General features: G+C 41.9%; 14 protein-coding genes and 1 pseudogene. 8 read left to right on the top strand and 7 right to left on the bottom strand.

Annotated features, from left to right (window positions below):
• Positions 1-47 precede the first annotated feature (47 nt).
• Positions 48-665, bottom strand: a pseudogene (locus tag DXX92_RS09090) (rRNA large subunit pseudouridine synthase E); the annotation flags it as partial.
• A 151-nt stretch (positions 666-816) separates the two neighbouring features.
• On the opposite strand from DXX92_RS09090, the gene DXX92_RS09095 reads away from it, so the two are divergent.
• The 4 genes from DXX92_RS09095 to icd all read left to right on the top strand — a co-directional run bounded on the left by DXX92_RS09095 (position 817) and on the right by icd (position 6,188).
• Positions 817-3,048: an NADP-dependent isocitrate dehydrogenase gene (locus DXX92_RS09095; RefSeq protein ID WP_116000168.1), complete on the top strand. Its 2,232-nt coding sequence runs from the start codon at positions 817-819 to the stop codon at positions 3,046-3,048.
• Positions 3,049-3,257: 209 nt separating this feature from the next.
• Positions 3,258-3,896, top strand: a complete 639-nt coding sequence (locus DXX92_RS09100; RefSeq protein WP_116000169.1) for a LysE family translocator — start codon at positions 3,258-3,260, stop codon at positions 3,894-3,896.
• Positions 3,897-3,926: 30 nt separating this feature from the next.
• Entirely contained in the window at positions 3,927-4,691 is a 765-nt protein-coding gene (locus DXX92_RS09105; protein ID WP_147301947.1) for an SGNH/GDSL hydrolase family protein, read from the top strand.
• 243 nt (positions 4,692-4,934) lie between these two features.
• On the top strand, positions 4,935-6,188 hold the full coding sequence (gene icd / locus DXX92_RS09110; RefSeq protein ID WP_116000171.1) for an NADP-dependent isocitrate dehydrogenase: 1,254 nt from the start codon (positions 4,935-4,937) through the stop codon (positions 6,186-6,188).
• Between the two features lie 106 nt (positions 6,189-6,294).
• Here icd and cspD read toward each other — a convergent pair whose 3' ends face one another.
• Entirely contained in the window at positions 6,295-6,516 is a 222-nt protein-coding gene (cspD, locus tag DXX92_RS09115; protein ID WP_116000172.1) for a cold shock domain-containing protein CspD, read from the bottom strand.
• 213 nt (positions 6,517-6,729) lie between these two features.
• On the opposite strand from cspD, the gene clpS reads away from it, so the two are divergent.
• Together clpS and clpA are read left to right on the top strand one after the other, a co-directional pair.
• Entirely contained in the window at positions 6,730-7,050 is a 321-nt protein-coding gene (gene clpS, locus DXX92_RS09120) for an ATP-dependent Clp protease adapter ClpS (RefSeq protein WP_116000173.1), read from the top strand.
• Positions 7,051-7,081: 31 nt separating this feature from the next.
• Positions 7,082-9,343 (top strand): ATP-dependent Clp protease ATP-binding subunit ClpA, encoded by a 2,262-nt coding sequence (clpA, locus tag DXX92_RS09125; RefSeq protein WP_116000174.1) that lies wholly within the window; start codon positions 7,082-7,084, stop codon positions 9,341-9,343.
• Between the two features lie 116 nt (positions 9,344-9,459).
• On the opposite strand, the gene infA is transcribed toward clpA, so the two are convergent.
• The 5 genes from infA to ald all read right to left on the bottom strand — a co-directional run bounded on the left by infA (position 9,460) and on the right by ald (position 13,539).
• Complete coding sequence (infA, locus tag DXX92_RS09130; RefSeq protein WP_093328826.1) at positions 9,460-9,678, bottom strand: translation initiation factor IF-1; 219 nt, start codon at positions 9,676-9,678, stop codon at positions 9,460-9,462.
• A gap of 109 nt (positions 9,679-9,787) precedes the next feature.
• Positions 9,788-10,504 carry an arginyltransferase gene (locus DXX92_RS09135; protein WP_116000175.1) on the bottom strand — a complete coding sequence of 239 codons (717 nt, stop codon included), beginning with the start codon at positions 10,502-10,504 and terminating at the stop codon, positions 9,788-9,790.
• Positions 10,505-10,543: 39 nt separating this feature from the next.
• The gene (gene aat, locus DXX92_RS09140; RefSeq protein WP_116000176.1) at positions 10,544-11,251 is read right to left on the bottom strand and encodes a leucyl/phenylalanyl-tRNA--protein transferase; all 708 of its coding nucleotides are present in this window, start codon (positions 11,249-11,251) and stop codon (positions 10,544-10,546) included.
• A gap of 42 nt (positions 11,252-11,293) precedes the next feature.
• On the bottom strand, positions 11,294-12,244 hold the full coding sequence (gene trxB / locus DXX92_RS09145; protein ID WP_116000177.1) for a thioredoxin-disulfide reductase: 951 nt from the start codon (positions 12,242-12,244) through the stop codon (positions 11,294-11,296).
• 173 nt (positions 12,245-12,417) lie between these two features.
• Positions 12,418-13,539 carry an alanine dehydrogenase gene (ald, locus tag DXX92_RS09150; RefSeq protein WP_116000178.1) on the bottom strand — a complete coding sequence of 374 codons (1,122 nt, stop codon included), beginning with the start codon at positions 13,537-13,539 and terminating at the stop codon, positions 12,418-12,420.
• 127 nt (positions 13,540-13,666) lie between these two features.
• Between ald and lrp the strand changes: the two genes are divergently transcribed.
• Positions 13,667-14,170, top strand: coding sequence for a leucine-responsive transcriptional regulator Lrp (lrp, locus tag DXX92_RS09155; RefSeq protein WP_116000179.1), 504 nt, complete (start codon positions 13,667-13,669; stop codon positions 14,168-14,170).
• Between the two features lie 159 nt (positions 14,171-14,329).
• On the top strand, positions 14,330-16,915 hold the full coding sequence (locus DXX92_RS09160; protein ID WP_116000180.1) for a DNA translocase FtsK: 2,586 nt from the start codon (positions 14,330-14,332) through the stop codon (positions 16,913-16,915).
• Positions 16,916-16,923: the final 8 nt, after the last annotated feature.

The raw sequence follows: 16,923 nt of genomic DNA on the forward strand, positions 1-16,923 counted from the left end.
TTCGCCTTTGTACTAGGTGCGTTCGCTGAATCTTGCTTGACCAAAATAAATTCACCATTGGCAATATTATCTAGCGTCCATTCGCCAATGGCATAGCGAACTAAGCGCAGTGTTGGGTGACCGATATGCGCGGTCATTCGTCGTACTTGCCGATTTCGACCTTCGGAAATAATAATTTCTAACCAAGTGGTGGGAATATTCTTTCGTTCGCGAATAGGGGGGGTGCGAGGCCAAATGTTTGGCGCTGAAATAACTTGTACTTTCGCAGGCTTAGTTGGGCCATCGTTGAGTTCCACACCTTGGCGAAGTGCTTTTAGCTTATCTTCAGTGGGTACACCTTCTACTTGTACCCAGTAGGTTTTCGGCGCTTTAAATTTCGGGCTGGCTATTTTATGCTGCAATTGACCGTCATTAGTAAGTAGCAATAATCCTTCGCTGTCTTTATCTAAACGACCCGCCGCATACACCTCAGGGATCGGAATAAAGTCTTTTAATGTTTGTCGATGTTGATCATCGGTAAATTGGCAAAGCACATCATAAGGTTTGTTAAATAAGACAATTTTTCGATTTTCATCTGAAATTGGGGATTTTTTCTTTACTGGTCTGACCTTGTTGGAAAGATGACCTTTAGCCCTTGTTCTTGCGTTTGTGTTGAGGCGTGTCAACGTATCTTGCCTTATTAAATTATGGTTAGGTTGAGTGCCTGCTATTTTAAAGTAGTTTGTTTTTAAGTAATATGCGCCATCGAAAAAAATTTTTTGTTGCTGAGTTTGTCACGAGCTTGGTGGCACGTTCTTAACGAAACTAGGATATTCAATGAGTAAAGATACATCAAAGATCATTTACACCATTACTGATGAGGCGCCAGCACTTGCGACTCAATCTCTACTACCTATTATTAAAGCTTATACTGCTTCTTCAGGCATCGATGTCGAAACTCGTGATATCTCATTAGCAGGTCGTGTTATTGCTAATTTCCCTAAGTACTTAACGAAAGAGCAACGTATCGGTGATGCGTTAGCAGAGCTTGGCGAACTAGCGAAAACACCAGAAGCAAACATTATTAAGTTGCCAAACATTAGTGCGTCAATTCCACAATTACAGGCAACGATTAAAGAATTACAAGCGAAAGGTTACAACTTACCAGATTACCCAGAAGAGCCACAAAGTGAAGCGGAAGAGTCAATTAAATTGACTTACGCTAAGGTACTTGGCTCTGCAGTAAACCCTGTACTTCGCGAAGGTAACTCAGATCGCCGCGCACCGGGCTCAGTAAAGCAATACGCGAAAAACAACCCACACTCAATGGGCGCTTGGTCAAGTGAGTCAAAATCTCACGTTGCGCATATGGATGCGGGTGATTTCTACGGTAGCGAAAAATCAACGACAATCAATGGCGCGACTCACGCGAACATTGAATTTGTGGCTGAAAATGGCGATGTAACCTTATTAAAAGAGCATATTGCCCTTGAAGACAAAGAAGTGATTGATGCGTCAGTGATGAACGTGAAAGCACTTGTTGCGTTCTTCGAGCAAGAAATTGAAAAAGCACAGAAAGAAGATGTGTTGTTCTCTTTGCATATGAAAGCAACCATGATGAAGGTTTCTGACCCAATCATCTTCGGTCATTGTGTTAAGGTTTACTACAAATCTGTATTTGAAAAACACGCTGCAGTATTTGACCAATTAGGTGTTGATGCTAACAACGGTATTGGCGATGTTTACGCGAAAATCGGTCGTTTACCGGCTGAGAAGCAAGCTGAAATTGAAGCTGACTTGCAAGCGGTTTACGAAACTCGTCCACCTATGGCAATGGTTGACTCAGATCGCGGCATCACTAACTTGCACGTACCAAGCGATATTATTATCGATGCGTCTATGCCAGCAGCACTTCGTGCATCTGGCCAAATGTGGGGTCCAGACGGTAAGCAAAAAGACACTAAGTTTACGATTCCAGATCGTAACTACGCAGGCGTATACCAAGCAGTAGTTGATTTCTGCCGTGAAAACGGTGCATTCGATCCAACCACTATGGGTACCGTACCGAATGTTGGCCTAATGGCGAAAAAAGCGGAAGAGTACGGCTCACATGACAAAACTTTCACAGCAGCAGCAAACGGAACCATTCGTGTTGTAGACGCAGCAGGCAAAGTGTTACTTGAGCAAGCGGTGGAAGCTGGTGATATTTTCCGTATGTGTCAGGCGAAAGACGCACCAATTCAAGATTGGGTAAAACTAGCGGTTAATCGTTCACGCTTATCTGGTATGCCAGCAGTATTTTGGTTAGACGAAAACCGTGCGCACGATGCTGAGTTAATCAAAAAAGTTAACCAGTACTTGCCAGAGCACGACACTGACGGTTTGGATATTCGTATTCTTGCACCAGTTGATGCTTGTCAGTTCTCACTAGAACGCATGAAAAAAGGCGAAGATACCATTTCTGTGACGGGCAACGTTTTACGTGATTACTTAACTGACTTGTTCCCAATTTTAGAGTTAGGTACATCAGCTAAAATGCTTTCTATCGTGCCACTGATGAACGGTGGTGGGCTATTTGAAACGGGCGCGGGTGGTTCAGCACCTAAGCACGTTCAACAGTTTGAAAAAGAAAACCACTTACGCTGGGATTCTTTAGGTGAGTTCTTAGCACTAGCAGCGTCTTTAGAGCACTTAGCAAACTTTGCTGGTAATGCCAAAGCACAAGTACTTGCTGATACTTTAGATGCAGCAACAGCGAAATTCTTGCAAGAGAACAAATCTCCATCACGCCGTGTTAACGAGCTTGATAACCGTGGTTCTCACTTCTACCTAGCAACTTACTGGGCAGAAGCACTTGCTGCGCAAGATAAAGATGCAGAGCTAGCGAAAGCTTTTGGCCCTGTGGCGCAAGCATTAACTAAGCAAGAAGAGAAAATTGTTGCTGAGTTAAATGATGCACAAGGCGTAGCAATGGACATCGGTGGTTACTACTTCCCGAATGAAGAGCAAGCATCAAACGCTATGCGCCCAAGCGAAACGTTAAACACTATTCTATCGACACTACTATAAGCCTTCGCGGCTATGTGTAATAAATAGTGCGTTTCAACGCAAAATTAACTAAGCCCGCATAAAGCGGGCTTTTTTATGCCTGTAGCAAGCGACATCAGTCATCAATAAGCTTGACAACTTACCGTAATCGTAAGTTAATCAAACTCTATTGGTTTACTTTCTAACGTGTGCATTTCATTCGTGCAATGCTAGGCAAAAAGGAGTTTTAGATGGGTTTATTTGAGGGCTTGTTGCTAATTACCACGATTCATTTATTGGCTGCGGCATCTCCAGGGCCAGATTTTGTCTTGGTATCACAGCAAACATTAGCGCATGGTAAAAAAACTGGTCTACTTTGCAGCTTAGGCATTGCATTGGGCTTGGCAGTTCACATTATTTATTCTTCACTTGGCTTAGCGGCAATCATTGCTAATTCTGAAACGATTTTGTGGGGCATTAAACTGCTCGGCGGTAGCTATTTAATTTATTTGGGTATTCAGGGGCTAAAGGCTAAACAAACCAATGTAATAGATGCTATTCCATTAAGTGCGGAAGTTTCTCCTCAGTTATCTAATAGTAAAACCCTTGCTAAAGGTTTTTTATGTAATGCGTTAAACCCAAAAGCGCCAATTTACTTTGTTGCCTTGTTTACTATGGTGTTATCGCCTGACATGCCCTTGTATCAATTAGCGATTTACGGTGCTTGGATGATGATTTTGCAATTTGCCTGGTTTGCCACGGTTGTAATCTTGCTTAGCCGCCCAAGAGTGAATAAACAGTTTCAACAATTTGGTCACTGGTTAGACAGAGTATTAGGTGGTGCTATGTTGCTGATGGGCATCAAAGTTATTACCAGCAAAATTAATTAACGAATTCTGGCTGAATGGTTGTTTGCTGCTATGTATTGGTCTTGGTTTTTTAAGTATACCTATACGCTAATCAGTGCCCCAATTTGGATGATTCAGGGGGTATGTACTAAGCGCTCTGCTATTCGACTCTCGGAAGCACAAGGAGAGCGCAAATTTGTGGTTAGCCAGTTTCACCATCAAGATAAAACTGCAGCAATTGAAAAGCCAATTAAAGTAGCGGTTATTGGTGATTCGGTTGCTGCTGGTGTTGGGATAACATCAATTAAAGATGCCTTGGCAGGACAGCTGGCAGCTGAGCTTAATTCCAGATTCGATGTGGCGGTTAAATTAGCTGTGTTAGCAAAATCTGGCGATAAAATCGCTGATTTACATTCCGCTATACGCAATGAAATTGCAGAAGTTGCCGACTATGTAGTTATTTCCATTGGTGTTAATGATGCAAAAGGGTTTACATCAAGCCGAAAATGGTCACAACAGCTTAATGAATTGATGACGTTAATCGAGCACAAGTATCAACCTCAACAAACTTTATTACTCGCAATACCGCCGCTTGAATGTTTTCCTCTATTAAAAAAGCCACTTGCGAGTATCTTAGGCTTTCGCAGCAGCCGTCTTAATGATGCGACCTACAAACTCCAGCGGTTAGCTCCAGAGCGTTTTAGTATTGTGAACTATCAGCTAATTCCAGATGAAAAGTACTTTACGGCGGATGGTTTTCACCCAAACGAAACAGCTAGCCTAGCTATCGTAAAGACGATTGTAAACCAATATTTAATTAACGAAAAAGTTCGCTAAATAATTATCAAATAACAGAGTTTTTTGCTTGGTTTATTGCCAATGGGTAGTTATTCTTAAGTTGAGCCTAAGGCGAGTTTACCGATGTGAATTCTTTATTGGAATATAGTGCTTTATATCATTCATGTTATTTATATTGGTTATCGGTTTTGAAAAATTAGTGTCATTACTCTTTTTCGTTTAGGTTACAACTCTGGTCAGCGTACCTAGTGATAATAACTCAGCATTTCAGGGGAGAGCCTTATGTCTTCGCAAATAACAATTCCAGCAGACGGGCAAAAAATTACCATCGAAAACGGTCGATTGAACGTACCGAACAACCCAATTATTCCGTTTATCGAGGGTGATGGTATTGGTATTGATGTCACGCCAACTATGCGCAAAGTGGTAGATGCGGCAGTTAAGGTTGCTTACCAAGGCGAGAAAAAAATTAGCTGGATGGAAGTGTACGCAGGTGAAAAAGCGACGGAAGTCTATGACTCTGAAACTTGGCTTCCAGAAGAAACATTAGCCATGTTTCGCGAATACCGAGTGGGTATAAAAGGGCCTTTAACAACGCCAGTTGGCGGTGGTATTCGCTCACTTAATGTGGCACTACGTCAAGTGTTAGATTTGTATGTGTGTCAACGCCCAGTGCAATGGTTTACAGGTGTTCCTAGCCCTGTGAAGCATCCAGAGGCCGTTGATATGGTGATTTTCCGCGAGAATTCGGAAGATATTTATGCGGGTATTGAATACAAAGCAGGTACCGAGCAAGCTGATAAGGTTATTAATTTCTTAACTGAAGAAATGGGCGTATCATCTATTCGCTTTACTGAGGACTGTGGTATTGGTATCAAGCCAGTGTCAAAAGAAGGTACACAGCGTTTGGTGCGAAAAGCGATTCAATATGCAATTGATAACGATCGTGATTCTGTGACCTTAGTGCACAAAGGTAACATCATGAAGTACACCGAAGGTGCTTTTAAAGAGTGGGGTTATCAATTAGCACACGACGAGTTTGGTGCTGAACTACTCGACGGTGGTCCATGGTTGTCACTTAAAAATCCAAAAAATGGTAAAGAAATTATCATTAAGGATGTTATTGCTGACGCTATGTTACAACAAATTTTGTTGCGCCCAGAAGAGTACAGCGTTATTGCTACACTAAACCTTAATGGTGATTATTTGTCTGATGCACTTGCTGCGCAAGTCGGTGGAATTGGTATTGCACCGGGGGCAAATATTAGTGATGAAGTGGCAATTTTTGAAGCAACACATGGCACGGCACCTAAATACGCAGGCTTGAATAAAGTGAATCCAGGCTCTGTAATTTTATCTGCTGAAATGATGCTACGCCATATGGGCTGGACAGAAGCGGCCGATTTAATGCTACAAGGTATGTCTGGTGCAATTGGCGCTAAAACAGTGACGTATGACTTTGAGCGTTTAATGGAAGGAGCTACACTGGTGTCTTGCTCTGAATTTGGTGATGAAATTATTAAACACTTAGCTTAACGTTTAAGTGATTAGTGGCCTGCTTTTAGTAACACTACAAGCAGGCATTAAAAAACACAGCCTAGGCTGTGTTTTTTATTAGCGCGCTGTTGATTAATTTACTAAATTAATTTTCTGCTTCAGGTTCAATAGGTACTATACTTGCCGCGTGATGGCCTTTAGGGCCTTCATTCAACTCGTAATTAACATCCTGACCTGCTTTTAGTGTTCTGTATCCTTCCATCTGGATGGTAGAGTAATGAGCAAAGATGTCTTCTCCACCATCATCAGGGCGAATAAAACCGAACCCTTTTGCATTGTTAAACCATTTAACCGTACCGTGAGCCATACTTCTACTTCCTTCTATATCCTGCGGTATAATTTAGGTATGCTTCCCATAACATACACGTATAAACGCGGCGGCTAAAAAATAGCCACCTGTAAATCGTAGAATATGTGTGAGAATAGTCAAGATATTTACAATATTTTTTACAATTTTTTAATAACCTATTTTTCATAAAAAGGTTCAGCAAATTTAACCTGTAGAGACTAATATAGATTTATGAGTAACTGGAAAGAACTGACAGAATCCCAGCATGATACGGAAGAGCTAACTAAGGAGCGCATTGATGAACCTCCTCGTTATCATGTTGTTTTGTTAAACGATGACTATACGCCTATGGATTTTGTGGTTGAAGTTTTACGTAGGTTTTTTAATATGGATTCTGAAAAGGCTACTGAAATCATGCTAACTATTCATTATAAGGGTAAAGCTCGTTGTGGCACATATTCTGCTGAGATAGCAGAAACTAAAGTAGACCAAGTTGTTCGATACGCTGCAGAAAATCAACATCCGTTGCAATGTTCAATGGAAAAAGCGTAACAGTGCAAGATTTAAGTAAGCTGGAGTATCTATGCTGAATAAAGATTTAGAAATTTCGTTAAACTTAGCGTTCCGTCAAGCTAAGGATTCTCGCCATGAATTTATGACGGTAGAGCACTTATTGCTAGCACTGCTTGATAACCCATCAGCGGTAGAGGCGCTTAAAGCCTGTGGTGCTGACATGTCTAAATTGCGTAAGAGTTTAGAAGATTTTATTGGTGAAACAACACCGGTCATTCCCGCAGGTGAAGATGATCGTGAAACTCAGCCAACACTAGGTTTTCAACGTGTTTTGCAACGCGCAGTTTTTCATGTGCAGTCTTCGGGTAAGAATGAAGTTAATGGTTCAAACGTGCTTGTTGCAATTTTTAGTGAGCAAGAATCACAAGCCGCCTATATTTTGAAAAAATCAGATATTACGCGTCTAGATATTGTTAATTTTATCTCTCACGGCATTTCAAAAATAGAAAATGGCGAGAGCGCTAGCCACGAAGAAGTTGAGCAGCAGCAAGACGAAGAACCAAGAGTAGTAGAAAGCTTTGCGGTAAACCTCAATGAAGAGGCGAAAAAGGGCAACATAGACCCGCTGATTGGCCGTGACGATGAATTAGAACGAACGCTTCAGGTATTGAGCCGTCGCCGTAAAAACAACCCGCTATTTGTTGGTGAAGCAGGAGTTGGTAAAACTGCTATTGCAGAAGGTTTAGCGGCAATGATTGTCAGCGAAAAAGTACCAGACTTTTTAGTAGATGGCACAATTTACTCACTTGATATGGGGGCTTTGCTCGCCGGTACTAAATACCGAGGTGATTTTGAAAAACGCTTTAAATCGCTGCTTAAAGAGCTAGAAAAAGAAGCGAATGCGATTCTGTTTATCGATGAAATTCACACGATTATCGGTGCAGGTGCAGCTTCTGGTGGTATGATGGACGCTTCCAACCTTATTAAGCCTTTGCTTTCATCAGGTAAGCTTCGTTGCCTAGGTTCTACGACTTATCAAGAGTATCAAAGTATTTTTGAGAAAGACCGCGCATTAGCTCGTCGTTTCCAAAAAATAGACATAGCCGAGCCTAGTGTTGATGATACGACGAAAATACTGCAAGGATTGAAAGAGAAATACGAAAGCCATCACGGTATTCGTTATACCCATAAAGCATTGAAAGCGGCCGCTCAGTTGGCTGACAAATACATTAACGAACGTTTTTTACCTGATAAAGCGATTGATATCATCGATGAAGCTGGTGCTAAGCAACAACTAGTTGCACCGTCTAAGCGCAAAAAAGTGATTAATAACAATGATATTGAGTCAATTGTCGCGAAGATGGCACGTATTCCTGAAAAATCGGTATCTAGCTCAGAGAAAGATAACCTGCAAAATTTAGATCGTAATTTGAAGTTGGTTGTTTTTGGCCAAGATAAAGCCATTGATGAGTTAACGTCTGTTATTCGCTTATCACGAGCTGGTTTAAGTAATGAAAGTAAACCGATTGGCTCTTTCATGTTTGCAGGGCCAACTGGTGTTGGTAAAACGGAAGTTACGCAGCAGCTTGCTAAAATCTTAGGTGTTGAGCTATTGCGTTACGATATGTCTGAGTACATGGAAAAGCATGCGGTTAGCCGTTTAATTGGTGCGCCTCCTGGCTATGTTGGGTACGAACAAGGCGGTTTGTTAACAGATGCTGTGATTAAACATCCACATGCAGTTGTGCTGTTAGATGAAATTGAAAAAGCACATCAAGATGTATACAACATTTTGCTGCAAGTAATGGATCACGGTACCTTAACCGATAACAATGGTCGAAAAGCTGATTTTAGAAATGTTATTTTAGTGTTGACCACAAACGCAGGTGTTACTGAAACAACGCGTAAATCAATTGGCTTTAAGCAGCAAGATCATAGCCTTGATGCGATGGATGAAATTAATCGCGTATTCACACCTGAATTTAGAAACCGTTTAGATAATATCGTTTGGTTTAATCACTTAGACACTGACATTATCTATCAAGTCATTGATAAGTTTATCGTTGAGCTTCAAGCTTTATTAGATGAAAAAGGTGTGTCGCTAGAACTTAGTGCAGATGCAAAATCTTGGCTTGCTGAGCGGGGCTACGATAAAAACATGGGCGCACGACCTATGGCTCGGTTAATTCAAGAGCAACTCAAGAAACCATTGGCGAATGAACTGTTATTTGGTGAATTAGTTGGTGGTGGTGTTGTTAAAGTGACGGTTAACAAGAAAGATGAACTTGTGATCAAAGCTGAAAGCAACAAAAAAGAGCTAGTGGAACATTAACCCGCTATCGCCTTGCTGGACAATAAACAAAACCCCATAAACCAAAAAAGCCCTGAATTTCAGGGCTTTTTTGTAGATAAATCTTTTTAACTCTTTCTAAAAGAAAGGTTTAAACGTTATCTGGCACGGAAAATAATGCGACCTTTCGATAAGTCGTACGGCGTTAATTCAACCGTTACTTTGTCACCAGTTAAAATACGGATGTAGTTCTTGCGCATTTTACCTGAGATGTGAGCTGTAACAACGTGACCGTTTTCTAACTCAACGCGGAACATGGTGTTAGGTAATGTTTCTAACACAGTACCTTGCATTTCAATATTTTCTTCTTTCGCCATTGGGCGTTTAACCTCTAAAAGTTCATGGATATAAAGCTGCGCAGATCATGCCCAATTGTGATGACAAAGTAAAGCATCAAGGCTATTTATTTGTTGCTAACCCGCTTATTTAGCGAGAATAGCTTGGGCTAGGAACGATATGCCACTGGTTGTTATACAGCCTCTGGTGTGGGTAAAACTTAGTTTTGTAGTTCATTTTTTGGCAATCATCGATTTGATAGCCTAAATAGAGAAACTCTTTACCCAGTGATTGTGCGACATGGATTTGCTTCAATATAGAATATATACCTAAGCCGTTTTTGCGATAATCAGGATCGTAGAAGGTATAAACTGCAGATAGTGCACTGGGTAATTCATCTGTTACTGCGACACTCACTAACTTGTCACCATCATAGAGCTCTACAAAGTACTGCTTGCAAATATGAGTGAATAAAAAACTTTGGTATTGCTCTGCGCTAGCAGGGTACATGGCACCGTCAGCATGTAGTTCATTGATATAGCGCTCGAACAATGGGTAGTATTGTTCACTTGGCGTGCGACTTTTCACGAGTCTTAGGTGTTGATTCTTTTTGAGTGAACGCTTTTGGCTTTTGCTAGGTGTGAATTCTTGTACCATGACTTTGACTGATTGGCAGGCATGGCAAGCTTTGCAATGCGGGCGGTAGACTTGTTCACCACTGCGACGAAAGCCTTGATGCATTAAATAATCATATTGATTCGCTTGCGCATGTAACTCATCAACAACAATCAATAGTCGCTCTTGATTACCAGGTAAATAGTTACAGGAAAACTCTTTGCTGATACCCAAGCGAAAATCATAAATCATTAGCAATACCTCAGCTAAATTACGGCCAATAATAAAATATTAGCTGCTAATAATACGTGGTGTCCAAAATTCGCTTGGAAGTGATAAATGAAGCATGGCTTGTTGCTGTTGTATAAAGTCGTCACGAGAAACTTCAATGCAGCCCATATCTTCGAGAAATGGATTTGTGATCTGACAATCAATGAACTTTACGCCGCATGCTTCTAGCGCTTTAGCGAGAGCAACTAGTGCAACTTTAGAAGCGTTCGGTGCTTTATAAAACATCGACTCACCGCTAAAAAAACCATTGATAGCAACACCATATAAACCACCTACTAATTTTTCTTGCTCCCATACTTCAACTGAATGGGCATGGCCTAGCAGGTGCAACTGACGATAACCAGAAATCATCTCAGGTAGAATCCAAGTTTCGTCTTGGCGAAATGGTGCATCTGCACACAGTTCTATCACTTGATCAAATGCTCGATTAAATGATACCTGATAGGGGGTTTTATTAAGGAATTTACGCAGTGTGCGATTAATACGAATGTCGTGAGTTGGAATAATGGCACGTGGGTTAGGAGACCACCACATAATGGGCTCGCCGTCACTAAACCATGGAAATATGCCTTCGCTATACGCTTGAACCAAACGTTGCGGGGTGAGGTCGCCACCCACAGCGAGTAAGCCGTTAGGCTCGGTAAGCGCAGTATCTAAAGGCGGAAAAGCCAAACTATTTGGGTGAATAAACGAAATAGTTTGGCTCATCTTATTCCTGCTAAATACCGCTAAGGAGTGCTTGGGCGTTTTTTAGCCTTTTGCATCCAAGTAACGCTCTGCATCTAATGCAGCCATACAGCCAGCACCCGCAGACGTGATTGCTTGACGATAGATATGATCTGCGACATCACCTGCAGCAAATACACCTTCAACGCTAGTTTGTGTTGCATTGCCGTTAGTACCACTGTTAATGGTTAGGTAGCCATCTTTCATATCCAGCTGACCTTTGAAGATATCAGTATTTGGCTTGTGACCAATGGCGATAAACGCACCTTGCACTGCTAACTCTTCAGTAGCATCTGAATTTGTGTCTTTAATACGAACGCCAGTAACGCCCATATCATCGCCTAGTACTTCATCTAATGTACGATCTAAGTGTAAAACAATATTGCCGTTTTCAACTTTGTCCATTAAACGTTGCGTTAAGATTTTCTCTGAGCGGAAAGTGTCACGACGGTGAATTAAGTGAACTTCAGAAGCAATATTTGATAAGTACAATGCTTCTTCAACGGCTGTGTTACCACCACCAACAACACATACTTTCTGGTTGCGGTAGAAGAAGCCGTCACAGGTTGCACAAGCAGAAACACCTTTCCCCATGAAAGCTTCTTCTGAAGGTAAACCTAGGTATTGTGCTGATGCGCCCGTACAGATAATTAATGCATCACAAGTGTACTCGCTGCTGCCTTTTAAACGGAATGGGCGAGTCTCAAGGTCAACTTCTTCGATGTGATCAAAAATAATTTCGGTATCAAACTTTTCTGCATGCTTTTGCATACGCACCATTAAGTCTGGACCTGTTAAATCATCTGCATCACCTGGCCAGTTTTCAACTTCAGTCGTCGTGGTTAACTGACCACCTTGCTGCATACCGGTGATCATTACTGGGTTTAAGTTAGCGCGCGCTGCATATACTGCTGCCGTGTAACCTGCTGGGCCAGAGCCTAAAATAAGAAGAGGAACGTGTCTTGCTTCGCTCATGGGTTCTCCAAAAAATTCGTTTCGACAATATGATTTCTATTGATTGGGATTTTAATAAAGTTATTCAAGAGTGGGAAATAACTTTTCGTAAATAAAAAAAAGCGCCTCTTATATCAAGGGCGCTTTTTTAAACACTGACTAATTTAAGAATTGCAGGCTATTGAGTGCAACGATTAAGCGTTAGCTAAAGCGGTTGCTGGCTCAATAAAGTCAAAACCAAGGTTGTCTGCTACTTCTTTAACTGTCACTTGGCCATTAATGACATTCAAACCATTTAATAAGTGCTGGTTGTCATTAAGTGCTTGTTTGTAACCTTTGTTTGCTAACTGGATAATGTAAGGCAAAGTTGCATTGTTCAGTGCAAACGTTGATGTGCGTGGCACAGCACCTGGCATGTTGGCGACACAGTAGTGAACAACATCGTCAACAATATAAGTCGGCTCAGCGTGAGTGGTTGGTGTTGATGTTTCAATACAACCACCTTGGTCGATAGCAACATCAACAATAGCGGCACCCGGCTTCATGTTTTTGATGTGCTCTTTAGTGACTAGCTTAGGCGCAGCAGCACCTGGAATAAGCACACCACCAATCACTAGGTCTGCGTCTAATACGTGTTTTTCTAATGCGTCGGCAGTTGAGTAAATCGCTTTCACTTGGTTGCCAAATAAATCATCAAGCTTACGTAACACGTTAACATTGCGGTCTAGAATAACTACATCAGCACCCATGCCAACCGCCATTTTAGCTGCGTTAGCGCCAACCATACCGCCACCAATGATCACAACTTTTGCTGGCTCAACACCTGGTACGCCACCTAATAACATGCCGCGACCAGCGTTAGATTTTTCTAACGCTTGTGCACCTGCTTGAATTGACATGCGACCAGCTACTTCTGACATAGGTGCAAGTAGTGGTAAGCCACCGTTGTTATCGGTTACGGTTTCGTAAGCGATACAAACTGCTTTGCTTTTTACTAGATCTTGGGTTTGTGGTAAGTCTGGAGCTAAGTGTAGGTAAGTGAAAAGAATTTGGCCTTCACGCAACATTGCACGCTCAACGGCTTGTGGCTCTTTTACTTTAACGATCATTTCTGCTTGCGCAAAAACTTCTTCTGCGGTGGCTAAAATGCCAGCACCAGCTTCAATATAATCTTGATCAGTAAAACCGATGCCAATACCGGCATTTGTCTCAACAAAAACGCTGTGGCCATGGTTAATTAGTTCACGTACGCTCGCTGGCACCATGCCAACACGGTATTCGTGATTTTTTATTTCCTTTGGTACACCGATGATCATAATTATTTCTCTATGGATTGAAATTGGTGACTAGTATAGTCGTAAATATGTAGAGCATCCTGTCGTAATTTGCTATTTTGTAGAGAATAAATCTGCAATAACGTCAAAAACTAGAGAAATATAAATTATGCCATTGAGTCGCTCGAATAATCGTCACACCAGCAATAAAAAAATTGATCGTATCGACCGTAATATCTTAGAAGAGCTACAAAAAAATGGCCGTTTATCTAATGTCGAGCTATCTAAACGAGTAGGGCTTAGCCCAACACCTTGCCTTGAGCGGGTTAAACGTTTAGAAAGTGATGGCTATATCGTTGGCTATCGGGCAATACTAGACCCAACGTTGCTAGACGCTGCATTGCTGGTAATTGTTGAAATTACCCTTGAGAAAACAAGCCCAGATGTGTTTGATGACTTTTCTAGGGCGGTGCAAGACTTAGACGTGATTCAAGAATGCCATCTAGTTTCAGGCGATTTTGATTTCCTACTAAAAACTCGGGTAAAAGATATGGCGGCTTATCGTCAACTTTTGGGCGATACCTTGTTACGATTACCGGCGGTAAGTGAAAGCCGCACTTATGTGGTCATGGAAGAAGTAAAATCCGCCAATGTAATCCCTGTCGTGCGTTAAACGGCTATTTGTCGTTTTCTCTTGTCTTAATTTTTGTTATTTTACAAAAACTAAAACAATAATTTTCCAAGTGGTAATTCTTTGTCTTCTTCTCGAGAAAAATTAACCGGTGCGCAACGTTTACTTGAAGCAGGTCTACTAATCTGCTCAGTACTCGCTATGTATTTAATGTTGGCACTATTTACCTTTGACCCTGCAGACCCAGGCTGGTCGCAAACTGGCTATCAAACACCAGTACGAAATTTAGGCGGCTCGGTAGGTGCCTATTTATCTGATCTATTACTGAATCTCTTTGGGGTAATTGCCTATACCTTACCCTTTGTGATTGCCGTTGTTGGTTGGTTATTGTTCCAACGCTTTTATCGTCTTATGCAACTTGATTATCTGACTTTAGGGTTAAAACTGGTTGGCTTTTTTATGTTTTATATTGGCGTAACATCGCTTGCCAGCATGAATTTTGACGACATTTTTTACTTCTCTGCGGGCGGTATATTAGGCGATGTGCTTAGTGGAGCATTTCTACCATACTTTTCGTTTGTTGGCTCAACGCTACTGTTTTTACTACTAACTTGCACAGGTTTTGTCTTTTTGACAGGTATCTCGTGGTTAGAGGTGATTGATAACATAGGCCGCTATGCAATTGCCGTTGCTTTGTATATCGCAGGGCTACCGAAATTAATTGCTGAGAAATTTAATAGTGAGCCAAAAGAAAAGCCGCTAGAAAACAAAAGGGCAATAAAAGAAGCGAAAGCGGATGTCGATGAAAATGATCCGCTGTTTAATGAGTCACACTTAGAAGACAAAACATTTGAAGAAACCCCTGAACCTGTTAAGCAAGCATTTGAACAATCAAGGTTTGATGGTGCCGAAGACGACTTGGCAATAGCTAAACAAACTAATCAAAACAATGATGATTACGACGAACCGCCATTTGCTATCAGTGATGATTTAGATGATAACTTAGGCAATAACTTCAGCGATAAGTTAATTGAAAATACAGGTGAAAACATAGAGCCAAGCATTGGTGATATGGGCAAGGAGCGAGTTGAACCATTTATTGAAATAGATGAACTGATGACAGGGCCTTTAACAGTTAACGTGCAAGAAAATGTTAGTGAGTCTGAAATTACTGCCGCGTTTGAGCCAGTAGAGAAAATTCAGGTAGACGAGGCGCCAACGTTGCATGATAAAATTAATCAGCAGTTGGATGAGCAGGCAAGGGCAGAAGCGGATGCCGCACCTGATTTTGCATCGCTACCATCTCTAGACTTACTTGATCGTTCAGACAAACAAAAGCATCCGATAGATCAAGCGCAGCTTGAACAAGTATCACGCTTAGTTGAAGCCAAGCTTAGTGAGTTTGGTATCAAGGCCGATGTGGTAGATGTGTTCCCAGGCCCAGTTATCACTCGTTTTGAATTGGATCTAGCACCGGGCGTAAAAGTGAGCAAAATCACTAATCTATCGAAAGATATTGCCCGTTCGCTATCCGCGAAAAGTGTTCGCGTGGTCGAAGTGATTGAAGGAAAGTCAGTGATCGGTATCGAACTGCCGAATAAACATCGCGAAACCGTCTACTTCTCTGATGTACTCTCTTGTGACACTTTTGAGCAATCAAGTTCAAATTTAGCGATGGCCATTGGTAGTGATATTTCCGGTAAACCTGTCGTGGCTGATCTTGCCAAAATGCCGCACTTACTGGTTGCAGGTACCACAGGTTCTGGTAAGTCAGTTGCGGTAAATACCATGATTGTCAGTATCTTGTATAAATCGTCGCCTGAAGACGTTCGCATGATCATGATTGACCCTAAGCAGGTAGAACTTTCAGTTTACGATGGCATTCCACACTTATTGTCAGAAGTTGTTACCGACATGAAAGAAGCTGCTAATGCGTTGCGCTGGTGTGTGGGTGAAATGGAGCGTCGCTACCAATTAATGTCTAAGCTTGGTGTTCGTAACCTAAAAGGCTACAACGATAAAGTGGCAAAAGGTATCGCTGAAGGTGAGCCATTAATTGACCCATTATGGCAACCAACTGACGCTTTTAGCAATACACCACCTACGCTAGAAAAGCTGCCATCAATCGTAATTGTCGTGGATGAATTTGCCGACATGATGATGATTGTTGGTAAAAAAGTGGAAGAACTTATTGCGCGTATTGCACAAAAAGCACGTGCCGCTGGAATTCACTTAATTCTAGCTACGCAACGCCCATCTGCTGATGTTATTACCGGTCTAATTAAAGCCAATATTCCAACCCGTATGGCACTGCGCGTGCAGTCGCGCATTGAATCACGCATTATTCTTGATCAGCAAGGCGCAGAGCAGTTATTGGGTATGGGTGACATGTTCTATTTACCGCCAGGTGAAGCAGTGCCTGTGCGTGTGCATGGTGCCTTTGTCAACGACGATGAAGTACATGCTGTGGTTAGCGACTGGAAATCTCGTGGTGAACCAAATTACCTAGATGAAATCAAATCAGGTGATACTGAGCAAGAAATTTTGCTGCCGGGTGAGCAAGCGGAAGCGATGGAAGGAGCAGAGCTTGACCCACTTTATGATGAAGCGCTTGCGTTTGTGAGTGAAACGCGACGTGTTTCAATATCTAGCGTACAGCGTAAGTTCCGAATTGGCTATAACCGTGCGGCTCGTATCGTTGAAGATATGGAAATGCAAGGCGCGGTTTCACCACCGGGTCATAATGGCGCACGTGAAGTATTAGCACCGCCACCGGTCAAAGACTAGTTAAAGAC

Source organism: Thalassotalea euphylliae, assembly GCF_003390395.1.
Taxonomy (GTDB): Bacteria; Pseudomonadota; Gammaproteobacteria; order Enterobacterales; family Alteromonadaceae; genus Thalassotalea_F; species Thalassotalea_F euphylliae_C.